This is a genomic window from Aminobacter sp. LjRoot7 (genome assembly GCF_964252895.1).
Lineage (GTDB): Bacteria > Pseudomonadota > Alphaproteobacteria > Rhizobiales > Rhizobiaceae > Aminobacter > Aminobacter aminovorans_B.
Genome location: NZ_CAXUPX020000001.1, coordinates 354,261 through 370,521, shown reverse-complemented (window position 1 = coordinate 370,521; position 16,261 = coordinate 354,261). Strand labels below are relative to the sequence as shown.

The 16,261-nt window shown below is 63.9% G+C and carries 16 protein-coding genes; 10 read left to right on the top strand and 6 right to left on the bottom strand.

The window, feature by feature from the left end:
- Positions 1-10 precede the first annotated feature (10 nt).
- The 8 genes from ACSQ3E_RS01855 (at position 11) to ACSQ3E_RS01820 (ending at position 7,433) form a co-directional block, all read left to right on the top strand.
- Positions 11-1,261, top strand: a complete 1,251-nt coding sequence (locus ACSQ3E_RS01855) for a Zn-dependent hydrolase (protein WP_436121378.1) — start codon at positions 11-13, stop codon at positions 1,259-1,261.
- Positions 1,258-1,683, top strand: a complete 426-nt coding sequence (locus ACSQ3E_RS01850) for a contact-dependent growth inhibition system immunity protein (RefSeq protein WP_436121377.1) — start codon at positions 1,258-1,260, stop codon at positions 1,681-1,683. The genes ACSQ3E_RS01855 and ACSQ3E_RS01850 overlap by 4 nt, the downstream gene beginning before the upstream one ends.
- Positions 1,684-1,752: 69 nt before the next feature.
- Positions 1,753-3,204, top strand: a complete 1,452-nt coding sequence (gene hydA / locus ACSQ3E_RS01845) for a dihydropyrimidinase (protein ID WP_436121376.1) — start codon at positions 1,753-1,755, stop codon at positions 3,202-3,204.
- 34 nt (positions 3,205-3,238) lie between these two features.
- Complete coding sequence (locus tag ACSQ3E_RS01840) at positions 3,239-3,580, top strand: hypothetical protein (protein WP_436121375.1); 342 nt, start codon at positions 3,239-3,241, stop codon at positions 3,578-3,580.
- On the top strand, positions 3,571-4,392 hold the full coding sequence (locus tag ACSQ3E_RS01835) for an ABC transporter ATP-binding protein (RefSeq protein WP_310317026.1): 822 nt from the start codon (positions 3,571-3,573) through the stop codon (positions 4,390-4,392). Before ACSQ3E_RS01840 ends, ACSQ3E_RS01835 begins: the two co-directional genes overlap by 10 nt.
- A 6-nt stretch (positions 4,393-4,398) precedes the next feature.
- A complete protein-coding gene (locus ACSQ3E_RS01830; protein ID WP_436121374.1) occupies positions 4,399-5,277 on the top strand; it encodes an ABC transporter permease in 879 nt (292 codons plus the stop codon).
- Entirely contained in the window at positions 5,274-6,407 is a 1,134-nt protein-coding gene (locus ACSQ3E_RS01825; protein WP_436121373.1) for an ABC transporter permease, read from the top strand. Before ACSQ3E_RS01830 ends, ACSQ3E_RS01825 begins: the two co-directional genes overlap by 4 nt.
- A gap of 51 nt (positions 6,408-6,458) precedes the next feature.
- Positions 6,459-7,433, top strand: coding sequence for an ABC transporter substrate-binding protein (locus ACSQ3E_RS01820; RefSeq protein WP_310317033.1), 975 nt, complete (start codon positions 6,459-6,461; stop codon positions 7,431-7,433).
- Between the two features lie 159 nt (positions 7,434-7,592).
- On the opposite strand, the gene ACSQ3E_RS01815 is transcribed toward ACSQ3E_RS01820, so the two are convergent.
- From ACSQ3E_RS01815 to ACSQ3E_RS01790, 6 genes are all read right to left on the bottom strand, one after another.
- On the bottom strand, positions 7,593-9,281 hold the full coding sequence (locus tag ACSQ3E_RS01815; protein WP_436121372.1) for an ArnT family glycosyltransferase: 1,689 nt from the start codon (positions 9,279-9,281) through the stop codon (positions 7,593-7,595).
- Positions 9,282-9,288: 7 nt separating this feature from the next.
- Complete coding sequence (locus ACSQ3E_RS01810) at positions 9,289-9,618, bottom strand: lipid-A-disaccharide synthase N-terminal domain-containing protein (RefSeq protein WP_067960293.1); 330 nt, start codon at positions 9,616-9,618, stop codon at positions 9,289-9,291.
- Entirely contained in the window at positions 9,615-10,331 is a 717-nt protein-coding gene (locus tag ACSQ3E_RS01805) for a glycosyltransferase family 2 protein (protein WP_436121371.1), read from the bottom strand. The genes ACSQ3E_RS01810 and ACSQ3E_RS01805 overlap by 4 nt, the downstream gene beginning before the upstream one ends.
- A gap of 173 nt (positions 10,332-10,504) precedes the next feature.
- Entirely contained in the window at positions 10,505-12,157 is a 1,653-nt protein-coding gene (locus ACSQ3E_RS01800) for a thiamine pyrophosphate-binding protein (protein WP_436121370.1), read from the bottom strand.
- On the bottom strand, positions 12,154-13,329 hold the full coding sequence (locus tag ACSQ3E_RS01795) for a CaiB/BaiF CoA transferase family protein (RefSeq protein WP_436121369.1): 1,176 nt from the start codon (positions 13,327-13,329) through the stop codon (positions 12,154-12,156). The genes ACSQ3E_RS01800 and ACSQ3E_RS01795 overlap by 4 nt, the downstream gene beginning before the upstream one ends.
- 96 nt (positions 13,330-13,425) lie before the next feature.
- Positions 13,426-14,358, bottom strand: coding sequence for an alpha/beta fold hydrolase (locus ACSQ3E_RS01790; protein ID WP_436121368.1), 933 nt, complete (start codon positions 14,356-14,358; stop codon positions 13,426-13,428).
- Positions 14,359-14,568: 210 nt separating this feature from the next.
- On the opposite strand from ACSQ3E_RS01790, the gene ACSQ3E_RS01785 reads away from it, so the two are divergent.
- Positions 14,569-15,495: an ABC transporter ATP-binding protein gene (locus ACSQ3E_RS01785; RefSeq protein ID WP_436121959.1), complete on the top strand. Its 927-nt coding sequence runs from the start codon at positions 14,569-14,571 to the stop codon at positions 15,493-15,495.
- Positions 15,492-16,253, top strand: a complete 762-nt coding sequence (locus tag ACSQ3E_RS01780; protein WP_214389269.1) for an ABC transporter permease — start codon at positions 15,492-15,494, stop codon at positions 16,251-16,253. Before ACSQ3E_RS01785 ends, ACSQ3E_RS01780 begins: the two co-directional genes overlap by 4 nt.
- Positions 16,254-16,261 lie beyond the last annotated feature (8 nt).

The window sequence follows — 16,261 nt, the reverse complement described above, 5'->3', positions numbered from 1 at the left end:
GGTCCGAACCATGTCCGCACCAGGCGAAAATCTCCGAATCAATTCAGAGCGTTTGTGGGATTCGCTGATGGAGATGGCGAAGATCGGCCCCGGCATTGCCGGCGGCAACAATCGCCAGACACTGACCGACGAGGACGGCGAGGGCCGCCATCTGTTCAAGACGTGGTGCGACGCGGCCGGGCTCGAAATGGGCGTCGACGAGATGGGCACGATGTTTGCCCGTCGCGAAGGCACTGACCCCGAGGCGCTGCCGGTCTATGTCGGCAGCCACCTCGATACCCAGCCGACCGGCGGCAAGTTCGACGGCGTGCTCGGTGTGCTCGGTGGCCTCGAGGTGGTGCGCACGCTCAACGATCTCGGCATCAAGACCAGGCATCCGATCGTCGTGGCCAACTGGACCAACGAGGAAGGCACGCGCTTTGCGCCGGCGATGCTGGCATCGGGCGTGTTTGCCGGCGTGCTCGACCAGGATTTTGCCTATGCCCGCACCGATGCCCATGGCGCTCGCTTCGGCGACGAGCTGGAGCGCATCGGCTGGAAGGGTACCGAGAAGGTTGGCGCCCGCAAGATGAAGGCCTTCTTCGAGCTGCATATCGAGCAGGGGCCGATCCTTGAGGACGAGGATATCGAAATCGGCGTCGTCACCCACGGCCAGGGCCTGAAGTGGTTGCAAGTGACGTTGACGGGTCGCGAGGCGCACACCGGCTCGACGCCGATGTACAAGCGCCGCAACGCCGGCCTCGGCATGGCAAGGGTGACCGAGCTGGTGCACGAGACCGCCATGGACTACCAGCCCGACGCGGTCGGCGCCGTCGGCCACATGGAGGTCTATCCCAACTCGCGCAACATCATCGCCGGCCGCACCGTCTTCACCATCGACATCCGCTCGCCGGAGAAGGAAGTGCTCGACGCCATGGACGGGCGCATCCGCGAAGGGATCGCCACGATCTGCGAGGCGCTGGATATCTCCTACGAGATCGAGCAGGTCGGCCATTTCGACCCGGTCGCCTTCGACGAGAACTGCGTCAAAGCCGTGCGCGACGCCGCCGACCGGCTTGGCTACAGCCATCGTGATATCGTCTCGGGTGCCGGCCACGACGCCTGCTGGATCAACCGCGTGGCGCCGACGGCGATGGTGTTCTGCCCATGCGTCGACGGCCTGAGCCACAACGAAGACGAGGAAATCTATCCGGAATGGGCCGCCGCCGGTTGCGACGTGCTGTTCCACGCCGTGGTGGAGACCGCGGAGATCGTTGAGTGAAGGCAAGGCGCAATCTCGACGAGGATCGGACGCTTAGGGTCTTGCTTGCCTGGCCGGCGAGCAAGGAACCTGCGCCGACGCCACTCGTCGAACGTTGCGAAATTGCTCTCGACACCCGCCTCCGCGATTTTTCCAAGGAGCAGATCAGGCTTCTGATCGGGCAGGAGATTGGGCTTGAATACTTGGTGCCCAAGGCGCTCGCCATACTGACTGAAGACCCGATGATTGGCGTGACCCATTATCCTGGCGACCTGCTTTCAGCTTGCCTCCGCGTGAACAAGGATTTCTGGGCCCTGGAGCCCCGGTTACGCCATCAGTTGCTGGCGAAGGTCGAAAATCTGGACCTCTCGGGTGACGACGAGGACGTTGCCGCTGAGGAACTTCAAGAGGAGATGCGGGCGTTCCGCCAAATCACCATGTGATCCTTGTATGATCTGAACCAATGCCTCAGCGCTCGCAAAGAAGCGCGGCAACAATAGGGGAACTGAAGAATGACCAAAGTCATCAGAAACGGCACCATCGTCACGGCCGACCGGACGTGGAAGGCCGATGTGCTGATCCAGCATGGCAAGATCGTCGCCATCGGCGAGAATTTGCATGCCGACCATGAGTTCGACGCCACCGGCTGCTACATCATGCCCGGCGGCATCGACCCGCACACCCATCTCGAAATGCCGTTCATGGGCACCTATTCGGCCGACGACTTCGAGAGCGGCACGCGCGCGGCCCTTTCCGGCGGCACGACCATGGTCGTCGACTTCTGCCTGCCTTCGCCCGGCCAGTCGCTGCTCGAAGCGCTGCAGATGTGGGACAACAAGACCTCCAAGGCCTGTTCCGACTATTCGTTCCACATGGCGATCACCTGGTGGGGCGAGCAGGTGTTCAACGAGATGGCCCAGGTCGTCGACAAGGGCATCACCTCGTTCAAGCACTTCATGGCCTACAAGGGCGCGCTGATGGTCGACGACGACGAGATGTACTCGTCGTTCAAGCGCTGCGCCGAACTCGGCGCACTGCCGCTGGTCCATGCCGAAAACGGCGACGTCGTCGCCCAGCTGTCTGCCAAGCTGCTGGCCGAAGGCAACAACGGGCCCGAGGCGCATGCCTATTCGCGGCCGCCCGAGGTCGAGGGCGAGGCGACCAACCGCGCGATCATGATCGCCGACATGGTGGGCAGCCCGCTCTATGTCGTGCACACTTCCTGCGAGCAGGCGCATGAGGCGATCCGCCGGGCCCGCCAGAAGGGCATGCGCGTCTATGGCGAGCCGCTGATCCAGCATCTGGTGCTCGACGAGACCGAGTATTTCAACAAGGACTGGGACCACGCGGCGCGCCGGGTGATGAGCCCGCCCTTCCGCAACAAGCTGCACCAGGATTCGCTGTGGGCCGGCCTGCAGGCAGGCTCGCTGCAGGTGGTGGCGACCGACCATTGCTCGTTTACCACTCAGCAGAAGCGCACCGGCGTCGGCAACTTCACCAAGATCCCCAACGGCACCGGCGGCCTTGAAGACCGCATGCCGGTGCTGTGGACCAAAGGCGTCAACACCGGCCGGCTGACGATGAACGAGTTCGTGGCGGTGACCTCGACCAACATCGCCAAGATCCTCAACATGTACCCGAAGAAGGGCGCCATCGTTGAAGGCGCCGACGCCGACATCATCGTGTGGGATCCCAGGCGTAAGAAGACCATTGCGGCGAAGAGCCAGCAGTCGGTCATCGACTACAACGTCTTCGAGGGCATCGAGGTGACCGGCCTGCCGCGCTTCGTCTTCACGCGCGGCGAGCTGGCGATCCAAGAGCATGAGGTCAAGGCGCAACCCGGCCATGGCGAATTCGTCGCCCGTGAGCCGCATGCCGCAGTCAATCGGGCGCTGTCGCAGTGGAAGGAGATCACCGCACCTCGCAAGGTCGAACGGACGGGCATCCCGGCGACGGGAGTTTGAACGGGTGCGGCGGCTCGCATTGACGGCCGCCGCGATGACGATCGCAGTGGGTGCTGCGGCGGAGACGATCGACCTGGATGGCAACTACGGCAATGCGGCGGGCTGCAACTACGCCGTGACGGACAATGCCACCTCCGACGATCTTCTCCTGCTCACACCGAGGGGCGTCTCGACATATGTGACGGAGTGCGAATTCGTCACGCAGTCGATTTCAGCGGATGGATCCAGAGTGTTGAGTGCGACCTGTACTCACGAGGGCGAGACCGAAACCACGGTTCGCACCATCCGCATCGAAAAAGCGCCTGATCAAGTGGACGCCTACCTCATCTTCGACGAGGATGGCACTATGTGGGGTAAAGTCGGGCAATGCTCATGACAGTCAATCAAGCCACGGCGACGCGTGTCGATCAGAACGCCGTCGTCGAAGCCAGACAACTGGGGCTGACCTTCCAGACCAATGACGGCCCGGTGCGGGCGCTGTCTGACGTCAATCTGACAATCAACAAGGGCGAGTTCGTCTCCTTCATTGGGCCTTCGGGCTGCGGCAAGACGACGTTTCTGCGTGTCATCGCCGATCTCGAGCAGCCGACCGAAGGCAAGATCTCGATCAACGGCATGTCGCCCGAGCAGGCCCGCGAGGCGCGCGCCTATGGCTACGTGTTCCAGGCGGCGGCGCTGTTTCCGTGGCGCACCATCGAGAGCAATGTCGGCCTGCCGCTCGAGATCATCGGCCTGTCCAAGGCCGAGCAGCAGGAGCGCATCAAGCGCACGCTCGACCTCGTCAACCTCTCCGGCTTCGAGAAGAAGTACCCTTGGCAGCTGTCCGGCGGCATGCAGCAGCGCGCTTCGATTGCGCGCGCGCTCGCCTTCGACGCCGACCTTCTGCTGATGGACGAGCCGTTCGGCGCGCTCGACGAGATCGTCCGCGATCATCTCAACGAACAGCTGCTCAGGCTTTGGCGGCAAACCAACAAGACGATCTGCTTCGTCACCCACTCGATCCCCGAGGCCGTCTATCTGTCGACGCGCATCGTCGTCATGTCGCCGCGCCCGGGTCGTGTGACCGACGTGATCGAGTCGACGCTGCCCACCGAGCGGCCGCTCGATATCCGCGAGAGTCCAGAATTCCTGGCGATCGCAGCGCGTGTCCGCGATGGGCTGCGCGCCGGCCATTCCTACGAGGATTGAGCCACAATGGATCGTGTTCGAGATCGGGTCGTGCCCGTCATCACCATCCTCGCGGTCATCGTCGTCGCCTGGTATGCCTTTGCCGTCTTCATGAACGCGCCGTTCCAGCGTGATCTCGACCGGCGCGCGGGCGAGACGCCGACGACAATGGAATTCATCGGCAAGACGCTGTCGCAGCCCAAGCCGACGATGCCCGCACCGCACCAGGTGGCGCAGAACTTCTTCGAAAACACATTTCTGAGGAAGGTCACCAGTGCGCGCAGCCTCGTCTACCATTCGTGGGTGACGCTGTCGTCGACGCTGCTTGGCTTCACCTTCGGCACCGCACTCGGCATCCTGATCGCCGTCGGCATCGTGCATGTGATCGCGCTGGACCGCAGCCTGATGCCGTGGATCATCGCCTCGCAGACGATCCCGATCCTGGCGGTGGCGCCGATGATCATCGTCGTTCTGGCGGCAATCGGAATCACCGGGCTGATCCCCAAGGCGCTGATCTCGACCTATCTGTCGTTCTTCCCCGTGGCGGTCGGCATGGTGAAGGGGTTGCGTTCGCCTGATCTCATGCATCTCGACCTGATGCACACCTACAATGCCAGTGCGTCGCAGACCTTCTGGAAGCTGCGCGTGCCGGCCTCGGTGCCGTTCCTGTTCGCCTCGATGAAGGTGGCGGTGGCGGCGAGCCTCGTCGGCGCCATCGTCGGCGAGCTGCCGACGGGTGCTGTCGCAGGCATTGGCGCCAAGCTGTTGGCCGGCTCCTACTACAGCCAGACCATTGATATGTGGGCAGCGCTCGTCGCCGGCTCGGTGGTGGCGGCAATGCTGGTCGTGCTGGTGGGGATCGTTGGCAAGGTTGTCGAACGCTCGATGGGCGGGAGGCCGGCATGATGAACTCCAAGCCATCCTGGCAGGTCGCACTGGCGGTTCTGCTTTGCGCCGTGGCCATGGCGACGATGCCGATGCTCGCCGCCGAGGCAACCGCACCAATGTCGAGAGGCACGACGTCGCTGGTCATCGGGCTCATTGCGTTGAGCGGCGTCGCCTCCTTCGCGATGTTTTCCGGCATCGCCAGTGCCGCCGTGCTGTTCGTCGGAGCGCATGGCGCTGCATGGCTGCTGATTGCCGGCATTGCCGGCAACGAAGGCATGGCGCGCTTGCCCTACTTCCTGCTGTTGGCCGCCGCCTGGCTGCTGGCATGGCGCTGCGTCGCCGTCTTGTCGGCGATCCGGCCGGTGTCGAAGCAGGCAAGGACGCTGCTCAGGCTCTTGATCCCGGCGATTTTCGGCGCTTGGATCCTGATCATTTGGGAGGGGGTGACGCGCGGCGCGGGTGTGCCATTCATCCTGCTCCCGCCGCCAAGCGCGATCGCCGCGCGCATCGCGGCATCGCTGCCGACGCTTGCCGCCGACGTGCGCCAGACGATCTTCAAGGCGGTGCTGTTCGGCTACATCGTCGGCTGCGCCTCGGGCTTCGTCGTCGCGATCCTCGCCGACCGCGTGCCGTTCCTGCGCCGGGGGCTCTTGCCCATCGGCAACATGGTGTCGGCGCTGCCGATCATCGGCGTGGCGCCCATCATGGTGATCTGGTTCGGCTTCGAGTGGCAGTCGAAGGCAGCCGTTGTCATCATCATGACCTTCTTCCCGATGCTGGTGAACACGGTCGCCGGCCTCGCCGCATCGGGCCACATGGAGCGCGACCTGATGCGCACCTATGCGTCCAACTACTGGCAGACGCTGTTCAAGCTGCGCCTGCCGGCGGCCGCACCCTTCATCTTCAACGCGTTGAAGATCAACTCCACGCTGGCGCTGATCGGCGCCATCGTCGCCGAATTCTTCGGCACGCCGATCGTCGGCATGGGCTTCCGCATCTCGACCGAGATCGGGCGCATGAATGTCGACATGGTCTGGGCGGAGATCGCTGTTGCGGCTCTGGCCGGTTCCGTCTTCTATGGCGTGGTCGCCCTGATCGAGAGGGCCACCACTTTCTGGCATCCGTCTGTCCGTGGTGGGCGGGCGTGACCTGAGCTCCTTGGGCGGGGCCGCGGTCCAACTTCAGAGGGAAAAAAGAAGATGAAAAGACTGATGGTATCGTTGATGGCGGGAGCGATGTCGCTGGCCGCCGCGCAGGCGGCGCTTGCCGCCGACAAGGTGACGCTGCAGCTCAAGTGGGTGACGCAGTCGCAGTTTGCCGGCTACTACGTCGCCAAGGAAAAGGGCTTTTATGGCGAGGAAAACCTCGACGTCGACATCAAGCCGGGCGGCCCTGATATCGCGCCCGAGCAGGTGATCGCCGGCGGCGGTGCCGACGTCATCGTCGACTGGATGGGCGGCGCGCTTGCGGCCCGCGAAAAGGGCGTTGGCCTCGTCAACATCGCCCAGCCCTACAAGAAGGCCGGCATGGAGCTGGTCTGCCCGAAAGACGGTCCGGTCAAGACCGAAGCCGACTTCAAGGGCAAGACGCTGGGCGTCTGGTTCTTCGGCAACGAATATCCGTTCTTCGCCTGGATGAACAAGCTTGGCCTGTCGACCGAGGGCGGCGCCGATGGCGTGACGGTGCTGAAGCAGAGCTTCGACGTGCAGCCGCTGATCCAGAAGCAGGCCGACTGCATCTCGGTCATGACCTACAACGAGTACTGGCAGCTGATCGACGCCGGCTTCAAGCCGGAAGAGCTGACCGTCTTCAATTACACCGCCATGGGCAACGACCTGCTCGAGGACGGCCTCTATGCGATGGAAGACAAGCTCAAGGACCCGGCCTTCGAAGACAAGATGGTTCGCTTCGTGCGCGCCTCGATGAAGGGCTGGAAATATGCCGTCGACAATCCTGACGAGGCCGCCGGCATCGTCGTCGACAATGGCGGCCAGGATGAAAACCACCAGAAGCGCATGATGGGCGAAGTGGCCAAGCTGATCGACAATGCCGACGGCAAGCTGATCGAGGCGGCCTACAAGCGCACGGCCGATGCGCTGCTGGCGCAGAAGATCATCACCAAGGAGCCCACCGGCGCCTGGACGTCAACGATCACCGACAAGGCGATCAAGTAAGCGCTGGGTGATCGGAAATCGGAAAAGGGGCGGGCGACCGCCCCTTTTTCTTTGAGGGGTGCGCCCTTCCAGGCCCGCTTAGTGGATGCTGACCTGTCCACTCGGCCGAATGACAGGCTCACCATGAGGGCTACTGGAGTGCCTTCGCCCTGAGGTCGGCTACTTCGCCAGAGTGTAGAAGGTCAGCATGCGCGGCTCGCCCTTGGAGTAGTTCATGCCTTCGATGATGCCGCGTTGCCGGAGCGCGTCGACACCGCCCGGGATTGCTGCGAGGAAGGCCTTGCTCTCGGCTTCGGCGACGACAGCGATGGCGCAGGCGGGATCGGCAATGAGTGCGGCTGCCGCACCCTTGCCGTCGGTCAGCTGGGTGTTGGTGCCAGCGAGGAAGACAAGGCTGGGTTCGCCATAGCCCGCGGAAGCCAGCACCGAGGTCGGGCAGGGCTTCAGCTTCTCGAAACGCTCGGCGATCTCGGGGCTGAGCCACAACGGCTTGAGCGGCGGCAGGATCTTCAGCGTCAGCACGCCGAAAACCGAGGCGGCTGCCGCCGCGGCGAAGGCGACACGCTTGACCGGATCCATGCCGTCGGGCGCGCCAATGCCGTAGCGCGCGGCGATCAGGACCAGCACGGCAGCCAGGAGCCCCCACCAGGAGACATGGCCGAGGAAATAGGGCGTAATGCCGAAAGCGATCGCGGCAAGGCCGATGCTGATGCCGAACATGCCGAAGGCGGCGGCGCGTCGCAGCCAGAGCTGCCAGCGCGACAGCTCGATGCTGGCCGCCGACTTGGAGGTCAGGAGCCAGGTCATCAACAGGATCATCGCGGGGTAGGCCGGCAGCGCGTAGTGCGGCAGCTTGGTCGGGATCAGCTCGATCGCCACCCAGTAGGGCAGGTACCAGGCAAGGCAGAACAGCAGGCGCGGGTCCTGGCGGAAGGTGTTGAGCGCCTTGAGTCCGCCTTCGAGCGCCACCAGCGCGAAGGGCCACATGAACAGCGAATAGGTCAGGAAATAGTATCCGGGCGGGAAGCCATGCGATTCCTGGCCCGAGCCGACCTTGCTCAGCAGGTCCTTGCCGACCGATTCCTGCCAGAATTCGGCGCCGGTCTTGAGCGTGATGAGGACCAGCCAGGGGGCAGCAACTAGCAGGGTCAGCAGCAGGCCGGTGAATGGCCGAAGCTTGCGTAACCAGGCGCGGTCCTTGTCGAACACGACGAGGCCGGCGATGGTGAGCAGGCTGAGGAAGGGGATGACAGGTCCCTTGATCAGCAGCGCCAGACCTTGGGCGGCCCAGAAAAGCCAGTTGGCGCGGCCCTGCGGCCTGCCGGCCTTGTGGCCGAGATAGATGGTGGCAAGCGCGCCCTGGGCGAGCAGGGCGGTGGCCAGCAAGGTCGCGTCGGTCTTGGCGATGCGTGCCTCGACGCCCAGCAGCAGCATGCCCATCAGGCCGAGGCCGGCAATGACACCTGCGGTCCGGCCAAACATGCGGTCGCCGATGAAGGCCAACGCCAGCACCGAGAAGGTGCCGGCGAGCACCGAGATCAGACGGTAGACCCAAATCGGGGCGTCGCTGCCCTGGCCGCTGATGAGAACGGCGGCGGATTGCAGCCAGTAGATGCCGGCGGGTTTCTTGTAGCGCGGCACGTCCTGGAAGCGGATGTCGACATAGTCGCCGCTCTCGACCATCTGCTTGGTCGCCTGAACAAAGCGCGACTCGTCACGGTCAGTCGGCGGCAAGGTCGAGGTGCCCGGCGCGAAGGCAAACAGGGCGAGCAGGCCGAGGAGAAGATAAGTCAGCGGCGTCAACGTCTTGCGGGACGTTGCGGAGGTTTTGAGTCCGGTCGTCGACATGCCGTGGTCAGTCCGTCTTGGACATGGCCAGGCGCCGCTCATTGGCGATCAGCCAGAGATTGCGGATGTAGATGAACAGGCCGAGCCCCTGGCCGGCAATGAAGACCGGGTCCTGGCGCTTGATGGCGTAGATCAGAAGCAGCGCGCCGCCGCCGAGCGAGAAGAACCAGAAGGCGATCGGCACAACGGAACGCTTGGCGCGTTCGGAGGCGAGCCACTGCACCACGAAGCGCATGGTGAAGAAGCCCTGGGCAACGAAGCCTAGCAGGATCCAGCCGTCGAACTGGGCGATGAAGACGTCGTGCAGCCAGGTGCCGAGTTCCGAGATCAGGTTCATTGGCCAAGCTCCGTGACTGATGGCACGACCTTGCGGCGGCGGCGCAGCCACCACACGCCGAAGAGGTCGAGAATGCCGCGCAGGCCGCGATCGAGGATGCCGTAATTGGACTTACCGTGGATGCGCGAGCGGTCGACGACATCGACATGGACCACGCCACGGCCTTCGCGCAGGGCAAGTGCCGGCAGGTAACGATGCCAGCCGTCGAAGAATGGCAGCTGGCGGAACAGGTCGGTGTGGAGCGCCTTGAGGCCGCAGCCCGAGTCGCGGGTGCCGTCGTGCAGGATTCTCTCGCGCAGGCCGTTGGCGAAGCGCGAGGACAGCTGCTTGAGCTTGGTGTCGGTGCGCTTGAGGCGCTGGCCGGCGGCGATGCCGATGGAAGGACCAGCAGCAATGAGCGCATCGGCGAGCTTGGGCAGGTAGGCCGGATCGTTCTGGCCATCGCCGTCCATGGTAACGACGATTTTGCCCTTCGCGGCGAAAACGCCGGAACGTACGGCGGCGCTCTGGCCGGCGGAACGGTCGTGCCTGACATGGCGCAGGCGGCCGGCGCTGCGTGCGAGCTCGGCAAGAACATCGGGCGTGCGGTCGGTGGAGCCATCGTCGACGACGATGATCTCGTAGTCGCGGCCGGCCATCGCGGCGTGAACCTCGCCGACCAGGATCGGCAGGTTCTCAGCCTCGTTCTTGCACGGAATGACGATTGAAATCATCAGTTTGCCTGGGGAAGGTTGCAACAGGATGGCGAAATTCGCGGCTTCAATAGCACCAAAGCCACGCATTTGCCACGATGGTTGCGCCTTTCCCAGGGGCAAGTTCAACTTGTCCCCCCAAGGCAAGTCCCACTTGTCGACGGGGCAAGGTCTCCCTTGCCCCGATGCAATACTCAGCGCTTGTCCCTGATGTCGCTCAGCGTGCGTGTCGGGGTGATCGCCTCGGGATCGAGCTTGATCTCGATGATCGACGGCTTGCCGCTGGCGCGCGCGCGTTCGAAGGCGGGTGCGAACTCGTCGGTCTCGCGCACCGTTTCGCCATGGCCGCCATAGGCGCGGGCGAGGGCTGCGAAGTCAGGGTTCTTGAGGTCGGTTGCCTCGACGCGGCCGGGATATTCGCGCTCCTGGTGCATGCGGATGGTGCCGTAGATACCGTTGTTGACGACGATCACGATGATCGGCAGGCCGTATTGCACGGCGGTGGCGAACTCCTGGCCGTTCATCATGAAGCAGCCGTCGCCGGCAAACGCGATGACCTCGCGCTCGGGGAACAGGCCCTTGGCGGCGACCGCGGCCGGCGTGCCATAGCCCATCGAGCCCGAGGTCGGCGCTGCCTGCGTGGCGTAGCGGCGGAAGCGGTGGAAGCGGTGTACCCAGGTGGCATAGTTGCCGGCGCCGTTGGTGAGGATCGCGTCCTCGGGCAGCACCTTTTCCAGCCAGTTCATGATCGGGCCCATCTGCACCGGGCCGGGGCCGGTGAGCGGCGGGGTCGACCAAGCGAGATAGTCGGCATGCGCCCTCTTCGTCTCCTCGGCCCAGCCCGGTGCCGACGGTCCCTTGCGCCTGGCGAAGGCCCGCACGAAAGCGGCCGGCGAGGCGTTGATGGCGAGTGTCGGCCGGTAGACGCGGCCGAGTTCATCAGGGTCGGCATGGACATGCACGAGCTGCTGGTCCGGATAGGGGCTCTTGAGCAGCGTGTAGTCGGAGGACGGCATTTCGCCGAAGCGGCCGCCGATCAGCAGCACGAGGTCGGCGTCCTTGATGCGCGCGGCGAGTTTGGGATTGATGCCGATGCCGACATCGCCGGCATAGTTGGGATGCAGGTGGTCGAACAGCATCTGGCGGCGGAAGGAAACGCCGACCGGAATCTGCCAGCTCTCGGCGATCGCCTGCATTTCCATGAAGGACAAACGGTAGTCCCAGCGCGTGCCGCCGAGAATGACGAAAGGCCGCTTGGCTGCGTTGAGCAGTGCTTCGACCCGATCCAGCTCGGCCTCGCCAGGATGGGTTTCGACCTGCACCGCGGGAAGCGCAACCGGAGCTTCGACCTCACTGGTCAGCATGTCCTCGGGCAGAGAGATGACGACCGGGCCCGGACGGCCCGAGGTCGCCACCGAAAAGGCGCGGGTGAGCAGCTCGGGAATGCGCGCGGCATCGTCGATTTCGACAACCCATTTGGCGATGTCGCCGAAGAAGCGGCGGTAGTTGACCTCCTGGAAGGCCTCGCGCTCCTTGGCGTGGCTCGCCACCTGGCCGATGAACAGGATCATCGGGATCGAATCCTGCATGGCAATGTGAACGCCGGCGGAGGCATTGGTGGCACCAGGGCCGCGGGTGACGAAGCAGATGCCGGGCTTGCCGGTGAGGCGGCCATGGCAGTCGGCCATCATCGCAGTACCGCCTTCCTGGCGGCAAACGATGCTCTGGATCCTGGAATCATGCAGCGCATCGAGCACGGCGAGATAGGATTCGCCCGGCACGCAATAGATGCGGTCGACGCCATTGGCTTCGAGCGCCTCGACGATCAGTTTTCCGCCGGTCTTCATTTCGCAGTCTTCTCCAGTTCGGCAAGGATCTCAGCGGTGTGTTGCCCGAGGCGTGGCGACGGGCGGTCATAGGCAAGCGGCGTTTCGGACATGACCATCGGCGCGCGCACCGACGGCAGCTTGTTGCCGAGGCCGTCGTCGAGATCCATGCGCATGCCGCGCGCGATCGCCTGCGGGTCGGCGAAAGCCTGGCCGATGGTGTTGATCGGGCTTGCCGGCACGCCTGAGGCTTCGAGCCTGGCAAGCAGCTCCTCGCGGCCGAAGCCGGCCAGGGCTGCGACGATCTTCTCGCGCAGCGCGACACGGTTGGCGACACGAGCCGAGTTGGTGGCGAAGAGCGGATTGGTGGCGATGGCTTCGAGGCCGACGATGGCGCAGAACTTCTGGAACTGGCCGTCATTGCCGACGGCGAGGATGAAGTGGCCATCGCGCACCGGCAGCACCTCGTAGGGCGAGATGTTGGGGTGGGCATTGCCCATCTGCACCGGCGAGTTGCCCGAGACCAGGTAGTTGAGGTTCTGGTTGGCGAGCACCGACATCTGGGCGTCGAACAGTGCCATGTCGACGTGCTGGCCTTGGCCCGTGGCCTCGGCGTGGCGCAGTGCCGCCTGGATGGCGATGACGGAGTAGAGCCCGGTGAAGATGTCGGTGACGGCGACGCCGACCTTCTGCGGCTCACCGCCGGCGGGGCCGGTGATCGACATCAGGCCGGACATGCCCTGGACGATGAAGTCGTAGCCGGCGCGGGGGGCATAGGGCCCGTCCTGGCCGAAGCCGGTGATCGAGCAATAGACCAGCTTCGGATTGATCTTCTTCAGGCTCTCATAGTCGAGGCCGTATTTCTTGAGGCCGCCGAGCTTGAAGTTCTCGATCAGCACGTCGGCATCGGCGACCAGCTTGCGCACGATCTCGGCACCCTCAGGCGTCGAGAAGTCGAGCGCGATCGAGCGCTTGCCGCGATTGCACGAGTGGTAATAGGCGGCAGACAGGTTTTCGCCGTCATGGCCGGTGACGAAGGGCGGGCCCCATTTGCGGGTGTCATCGCCGCCGTCGGGATTTTCGACCTTGATGACATCGGCGCCGAGGTCTGCCAGCAACTGCCCGGCCCAAGGGCCGGCAAGGATGCGAGCAAGTTCGATGACGCGGATTCCGTGAAGAGGCGGATTGCTCATGAGGCACCAGATGTCATTTCAGCAGATTGTACACAATTGGCTCTAACAGGAGTCCCGATTGGCCGCCACAGCGTTACACTGGGCCAGCCCCGCCGTTCACCTGGGAAGCGTCTGGTCGAGCCAACCGGCGAAATCGGCCATGATCGGCTCGCGGTTGATCTCGTTCAGGCTTTCGTGGCGGGTCTCGGGATAAACCTTTGAAACGAGATTCGAAAAACCCATCCGGCGCAGGCGCCCGGCAAGCGTCTCGACGGCCTTGCCACCATCGGTTGCCGGATCGCGCTGACCGCCGACGAGATTGAACGGCAGGTCCCTGCGCACGCCGGCAAAGTTGGCATCGTCGGCACCGGCGAAGACCAGCTCGAAGACATCGATCCACATCGACACAGATGCATCCCAGCCGCAGAGTGGGTCGGCGACATAGGCGTCGACCTCGGCCTGGTCGCGGGACAGCCAGTCGAATTCGGTGCGTCGGTTGGGGATCTTCTTGGCCCAGTCACCGAAGGTCAGCTTGGGCAGCATGCGGGAGGGCACGTCCGAGCCCAGCCGGAAGCGCTCGAAGGCGAGGATCGCCTGGGCCAGGCGGCCGAGGATGCCGGCGGAGAAATTGGCGTTCCAGATCGCGGCGGCTGCAATGCGTTCGGAGTGGCGCAGGACGAAGTTGAGCGCGATGAGCCCGCCCATGGAGTGGCCGAAAATGACCACTGGCAGGCCGGGATGCTGTTCGGCGATGTGATCGTGGATCGCAGCTACGTCGGCAACAACGATATCCAGCCCGTTTTTGCCGGCGAAACGGCCCTTGGGCGCGTCAGGAGCGGTGGTCGCGCCATGGCCGCGATGGTCGTGCGCGTAGACATGGCAGCCGCGCGCGGCAAGGAAATCGGCGAAGCGGGTGTAGCGTGCGCCGTGTTCGGCGAGGCCGTGATTGATCTGGACAACGGCGCGGGCAGGGGCCTCGGCGCGCTTGAAATAGAGATTGAGTTTTGCCCCAGTTGGAGAGGCAAGCGTGGTGGTGGTGTCGAACGGCATTGCTGTCTCCCCCTGGGCGGACTGTCGGGGAAGTGCAGTGTGCCCGTCAAGGCCGGCTGACCGTGGTGCACAGGGACAATGTCAGGAGCTGTCACGACTGCCCTTGTTCGGCGGAAGTCAGCCCATATATTGCGCTAACCCCAGAACCGGCCGCCTCCGCCGGCATTTTCGCGATTTTCCTTACCATTCCCAGCTGAAGTGATGATCGTCATGCAGCCGATTATTTCCGTTTCCAATCTTTCCAAGACCTATGCGTCGGGCTTTTCGGCGCTGAAGAGCATCAATCTGGACATTCGCCGCGGCGAGATCTTCGCACTGCTCGGGCCCAACGGCGCCGGCAAGACGACGCTGATCAGCGTCATCTGCGGCATCGTCAATCCGACCTCGGGCACGGTGCTCGCTGATGGCCACGACATCGTTCGCGACTATCGCGCGGCGCGCACGCTGATCGGCCTCGTGCCGCAGGAGCTGACGACCGACGCCTTCGAGACGGTGTGGGCGACGGTGAGCTTCAGCCGCGGCCTGTTCGGCAAGCCGGCCAACCCGGCCCATATCGAGAAGATCCTCAAGGACCTCTCGCTGTGGGACAAGAAGGACAACAAGATCATCACGCTGTCGGGCGGCATGAAGCGCCGGGTGATGATCGCCAAGGCGCTGTCGCACGAGCCGCAGATCCTGTTTCTCGACGAACCCACCGCGGGCGTCGACGTCGAGCTGCGGCGAGATATGTGGGAGGTTGTGCGCCTGCTGCGCGAAACCGGCGTCACCATCATCCTGACCACGCACTACATCGAGGAAGCCGAGCAGATGGCCGATCGCGTCGGCGTCATCAGTCATGGCGAGATCATCCTGGTCGAGGAAAAAGCCGAGCTGATGCGCAAGCTTGGCCGCAAGCAGCTGACGTTGCAGCTGCAGCACCCGCTGGAGCAGGTGCCGCCGGCATTGTTGAGCCATGGGCTCGAGCTGTCCGAAGACGGCAACGAGCTCGTCTACACCTACGACACCCAAGGCGAGCGGACGGGCATCACGGCCCTGCTCAAGGACCTCAACGACGCCGGAATCCGCTTCCGCGACCTGCAGACCAAGCAGAGCTCGCTCGAAGAGATTTTCGTCAATCTGGTGAGTGAACGGCGATGAATTTTTACGCGATCCGCGCAATCTATCTGTTCGAAATGGCGCGTACATGGCGCACGCTGCTGCAGAGCATCGTTTCGCCCGTCATCTCGACCTCGCTCTATTTCGTCGTCTTTGGTGCTGCCATCGGCTCGCGCATCAGCGAGATCAACGGTATCAGCTATGGCGCCTTCATCGTGCCTGGCCTGGTCATGCTGTCGCTGTTGACCCAGAGCATCTCCAACGCCTCGTTCGGCATCTACTTCCCGAAATTCGTCGGCACCATCTACGAGCTTCTGTCGGCGCCGGTGTCTTATCTGGAGATCGTCATCGCTTATGTCGGGGCGGCTGCGTCCAAGTCGATCATCCTCGGGCTGATCATTCTGGCGACCGCTGCCCTGTTCGTGCCGCTGCAGGTCCAGCATCCGGTCTGGATGCTGCTGTTTTTGGTGCTGACGGCGGTCACCTTCAGCCTGTTCGGCTTCATCATCGGCATCTGGGCGCGCAGCTTTGAACAGCTGCAGCTGGTGCCGCTGCTGATCGTCACGCCGCTGACCTTCCTGGGTGGCAGCTTCTACTCCATCGACATGCTGCCGCCGTTCTGGCGCACCGTGTCGCTGTTCAACCCGGTGGTCTACCTGGTCAGCGGCTTCCGCTGGAGCTTCTTCGGCATATCCGACGTCAATGTCGGCATCAGCCTCGGCATGACGCTGGTGTTCCTGGCCGCCTGCCTTGCCGCGGTGTGGTGGATATTCAGGACCGGCTGGCGCATCAAGGTATAAGTGAGGCG

What these genes read in the sequence shown, in the direction of transcription:
- ACSQ3E_RS01855 (WP_436121378.1), top strand. Translation starts at nt 11, where the DNA reads ATGTCCGCACCAGGCGAAAATCTCCGAATCAATTCAGAGCGTTTGTGG.
- ACSQ3E_RS01825 (WP_436121373.1), top strand. Translation starts at nt 5,274, where the DNA reads ATGATGAACTCCAAGCCATCCTGGCAGGTCGCACTGGCGGTTCTGCTT.
- ACSQ3E_RS01780 (WP_214389269.1), top strand. Translation starts at nt 15,492, where the DNA reads ATGAATTTTTACGCGATCCGCGCAATCTATCTGTTCGAAATGGCGCGT.
- ACSQ3E_RS01800 (WP_436121370.1), bottom strand. Translation starts at nt 12,157, where the DNA reads ATGAAGACCGGCGGAAAACTGATCGTCGAGGCGCTCGAAGCCAATGGC.
- hydA (WP_436121376.1), top strand. Translation starts at nt 1,753, where the DNA reads ATGACCAAAGTCATCAGAAACGGCACCATCGTCACGGCCGACCGGACG.
- ACSQ3E_RS01815 (WP_436121372.1), bottom strand. Translation starts at nt 9,281, where the DNA reads ATGTCGACGACCGGACTCAAAACCTCCGCAACGTCCCGCAAGACGTTG.
- ACSQ3E_RS01820 (WP_310317033.1), top strand. Translation starts at nt 6,459, where the DNA reads ATGAAAAGACTGATGGTATCGTTGATGGCGGGAGCGATGTCGCTGGCC.
- ACSQ3E_RS01805 (WP_436121371.1), bottom strand. Translation starts at nt 10,331, where the DNA reads ATGATTTCAATCGTCATTCCGTGCAAGAACGAGGCTGAGAACCTGCCG.
- ACSQ3E_RS01810 (WP_067960293.1), bottom strand. Translation starts at nt 9,618, where the DNA reads ATGAACCTGATCTCGGAACTCGGCACCTGGCTGCACGACGTCTTCATC.
- ACSQ3E_RS01835 (WP_310317026.1), top strand. Translation starts at nt 3,571, where the DNA reads ATGCTCATGACAGTCAATCAAGCCACGGCGACGCGTGTCGATCAGAAC.
- ACSQ3E_RS01795 (WP_436121369.1), bottom strand. Translation starts at nt 13,329, where the DNA reads ATGAGCAATCCGCCTCTTCACGGAATCCGCGTCATCGAACTTGCTCGC.
- ACSQ3E_RS01785 (WP_436121959.1), top strand. Translation starts at nt 14,569, where the DNA reads ATGCAGCCGATTATTTCCGTTTCCAATCTTTCCAAGACCTATGCGTCG.
- ACSQ3E_RS01830 (WP_436121374.1), top strand. Translation starts at nt 4,399, where the DNA reads ATGGATCGTGTTCGAGATCGGGTCGTGCCCGTCATCACCATCCTCGCG.
- ACSQ3E_RS01840 (WP_436121375.1), top strand. Translation starts at nt 3,239, where the DNA reads ATGACGATCGCAGTGGGTGCTGCGGCGGAGACGATCGACCTGGATGGC.
- ACSQ3E_RS01790 (WP_436121368.1), bottom strand. Translation starts at nt 14,358, where the DNA reads ATGCCGTTCGACACCACCACCACGCTTGCCTCTCCAACTGGGGCAAAA.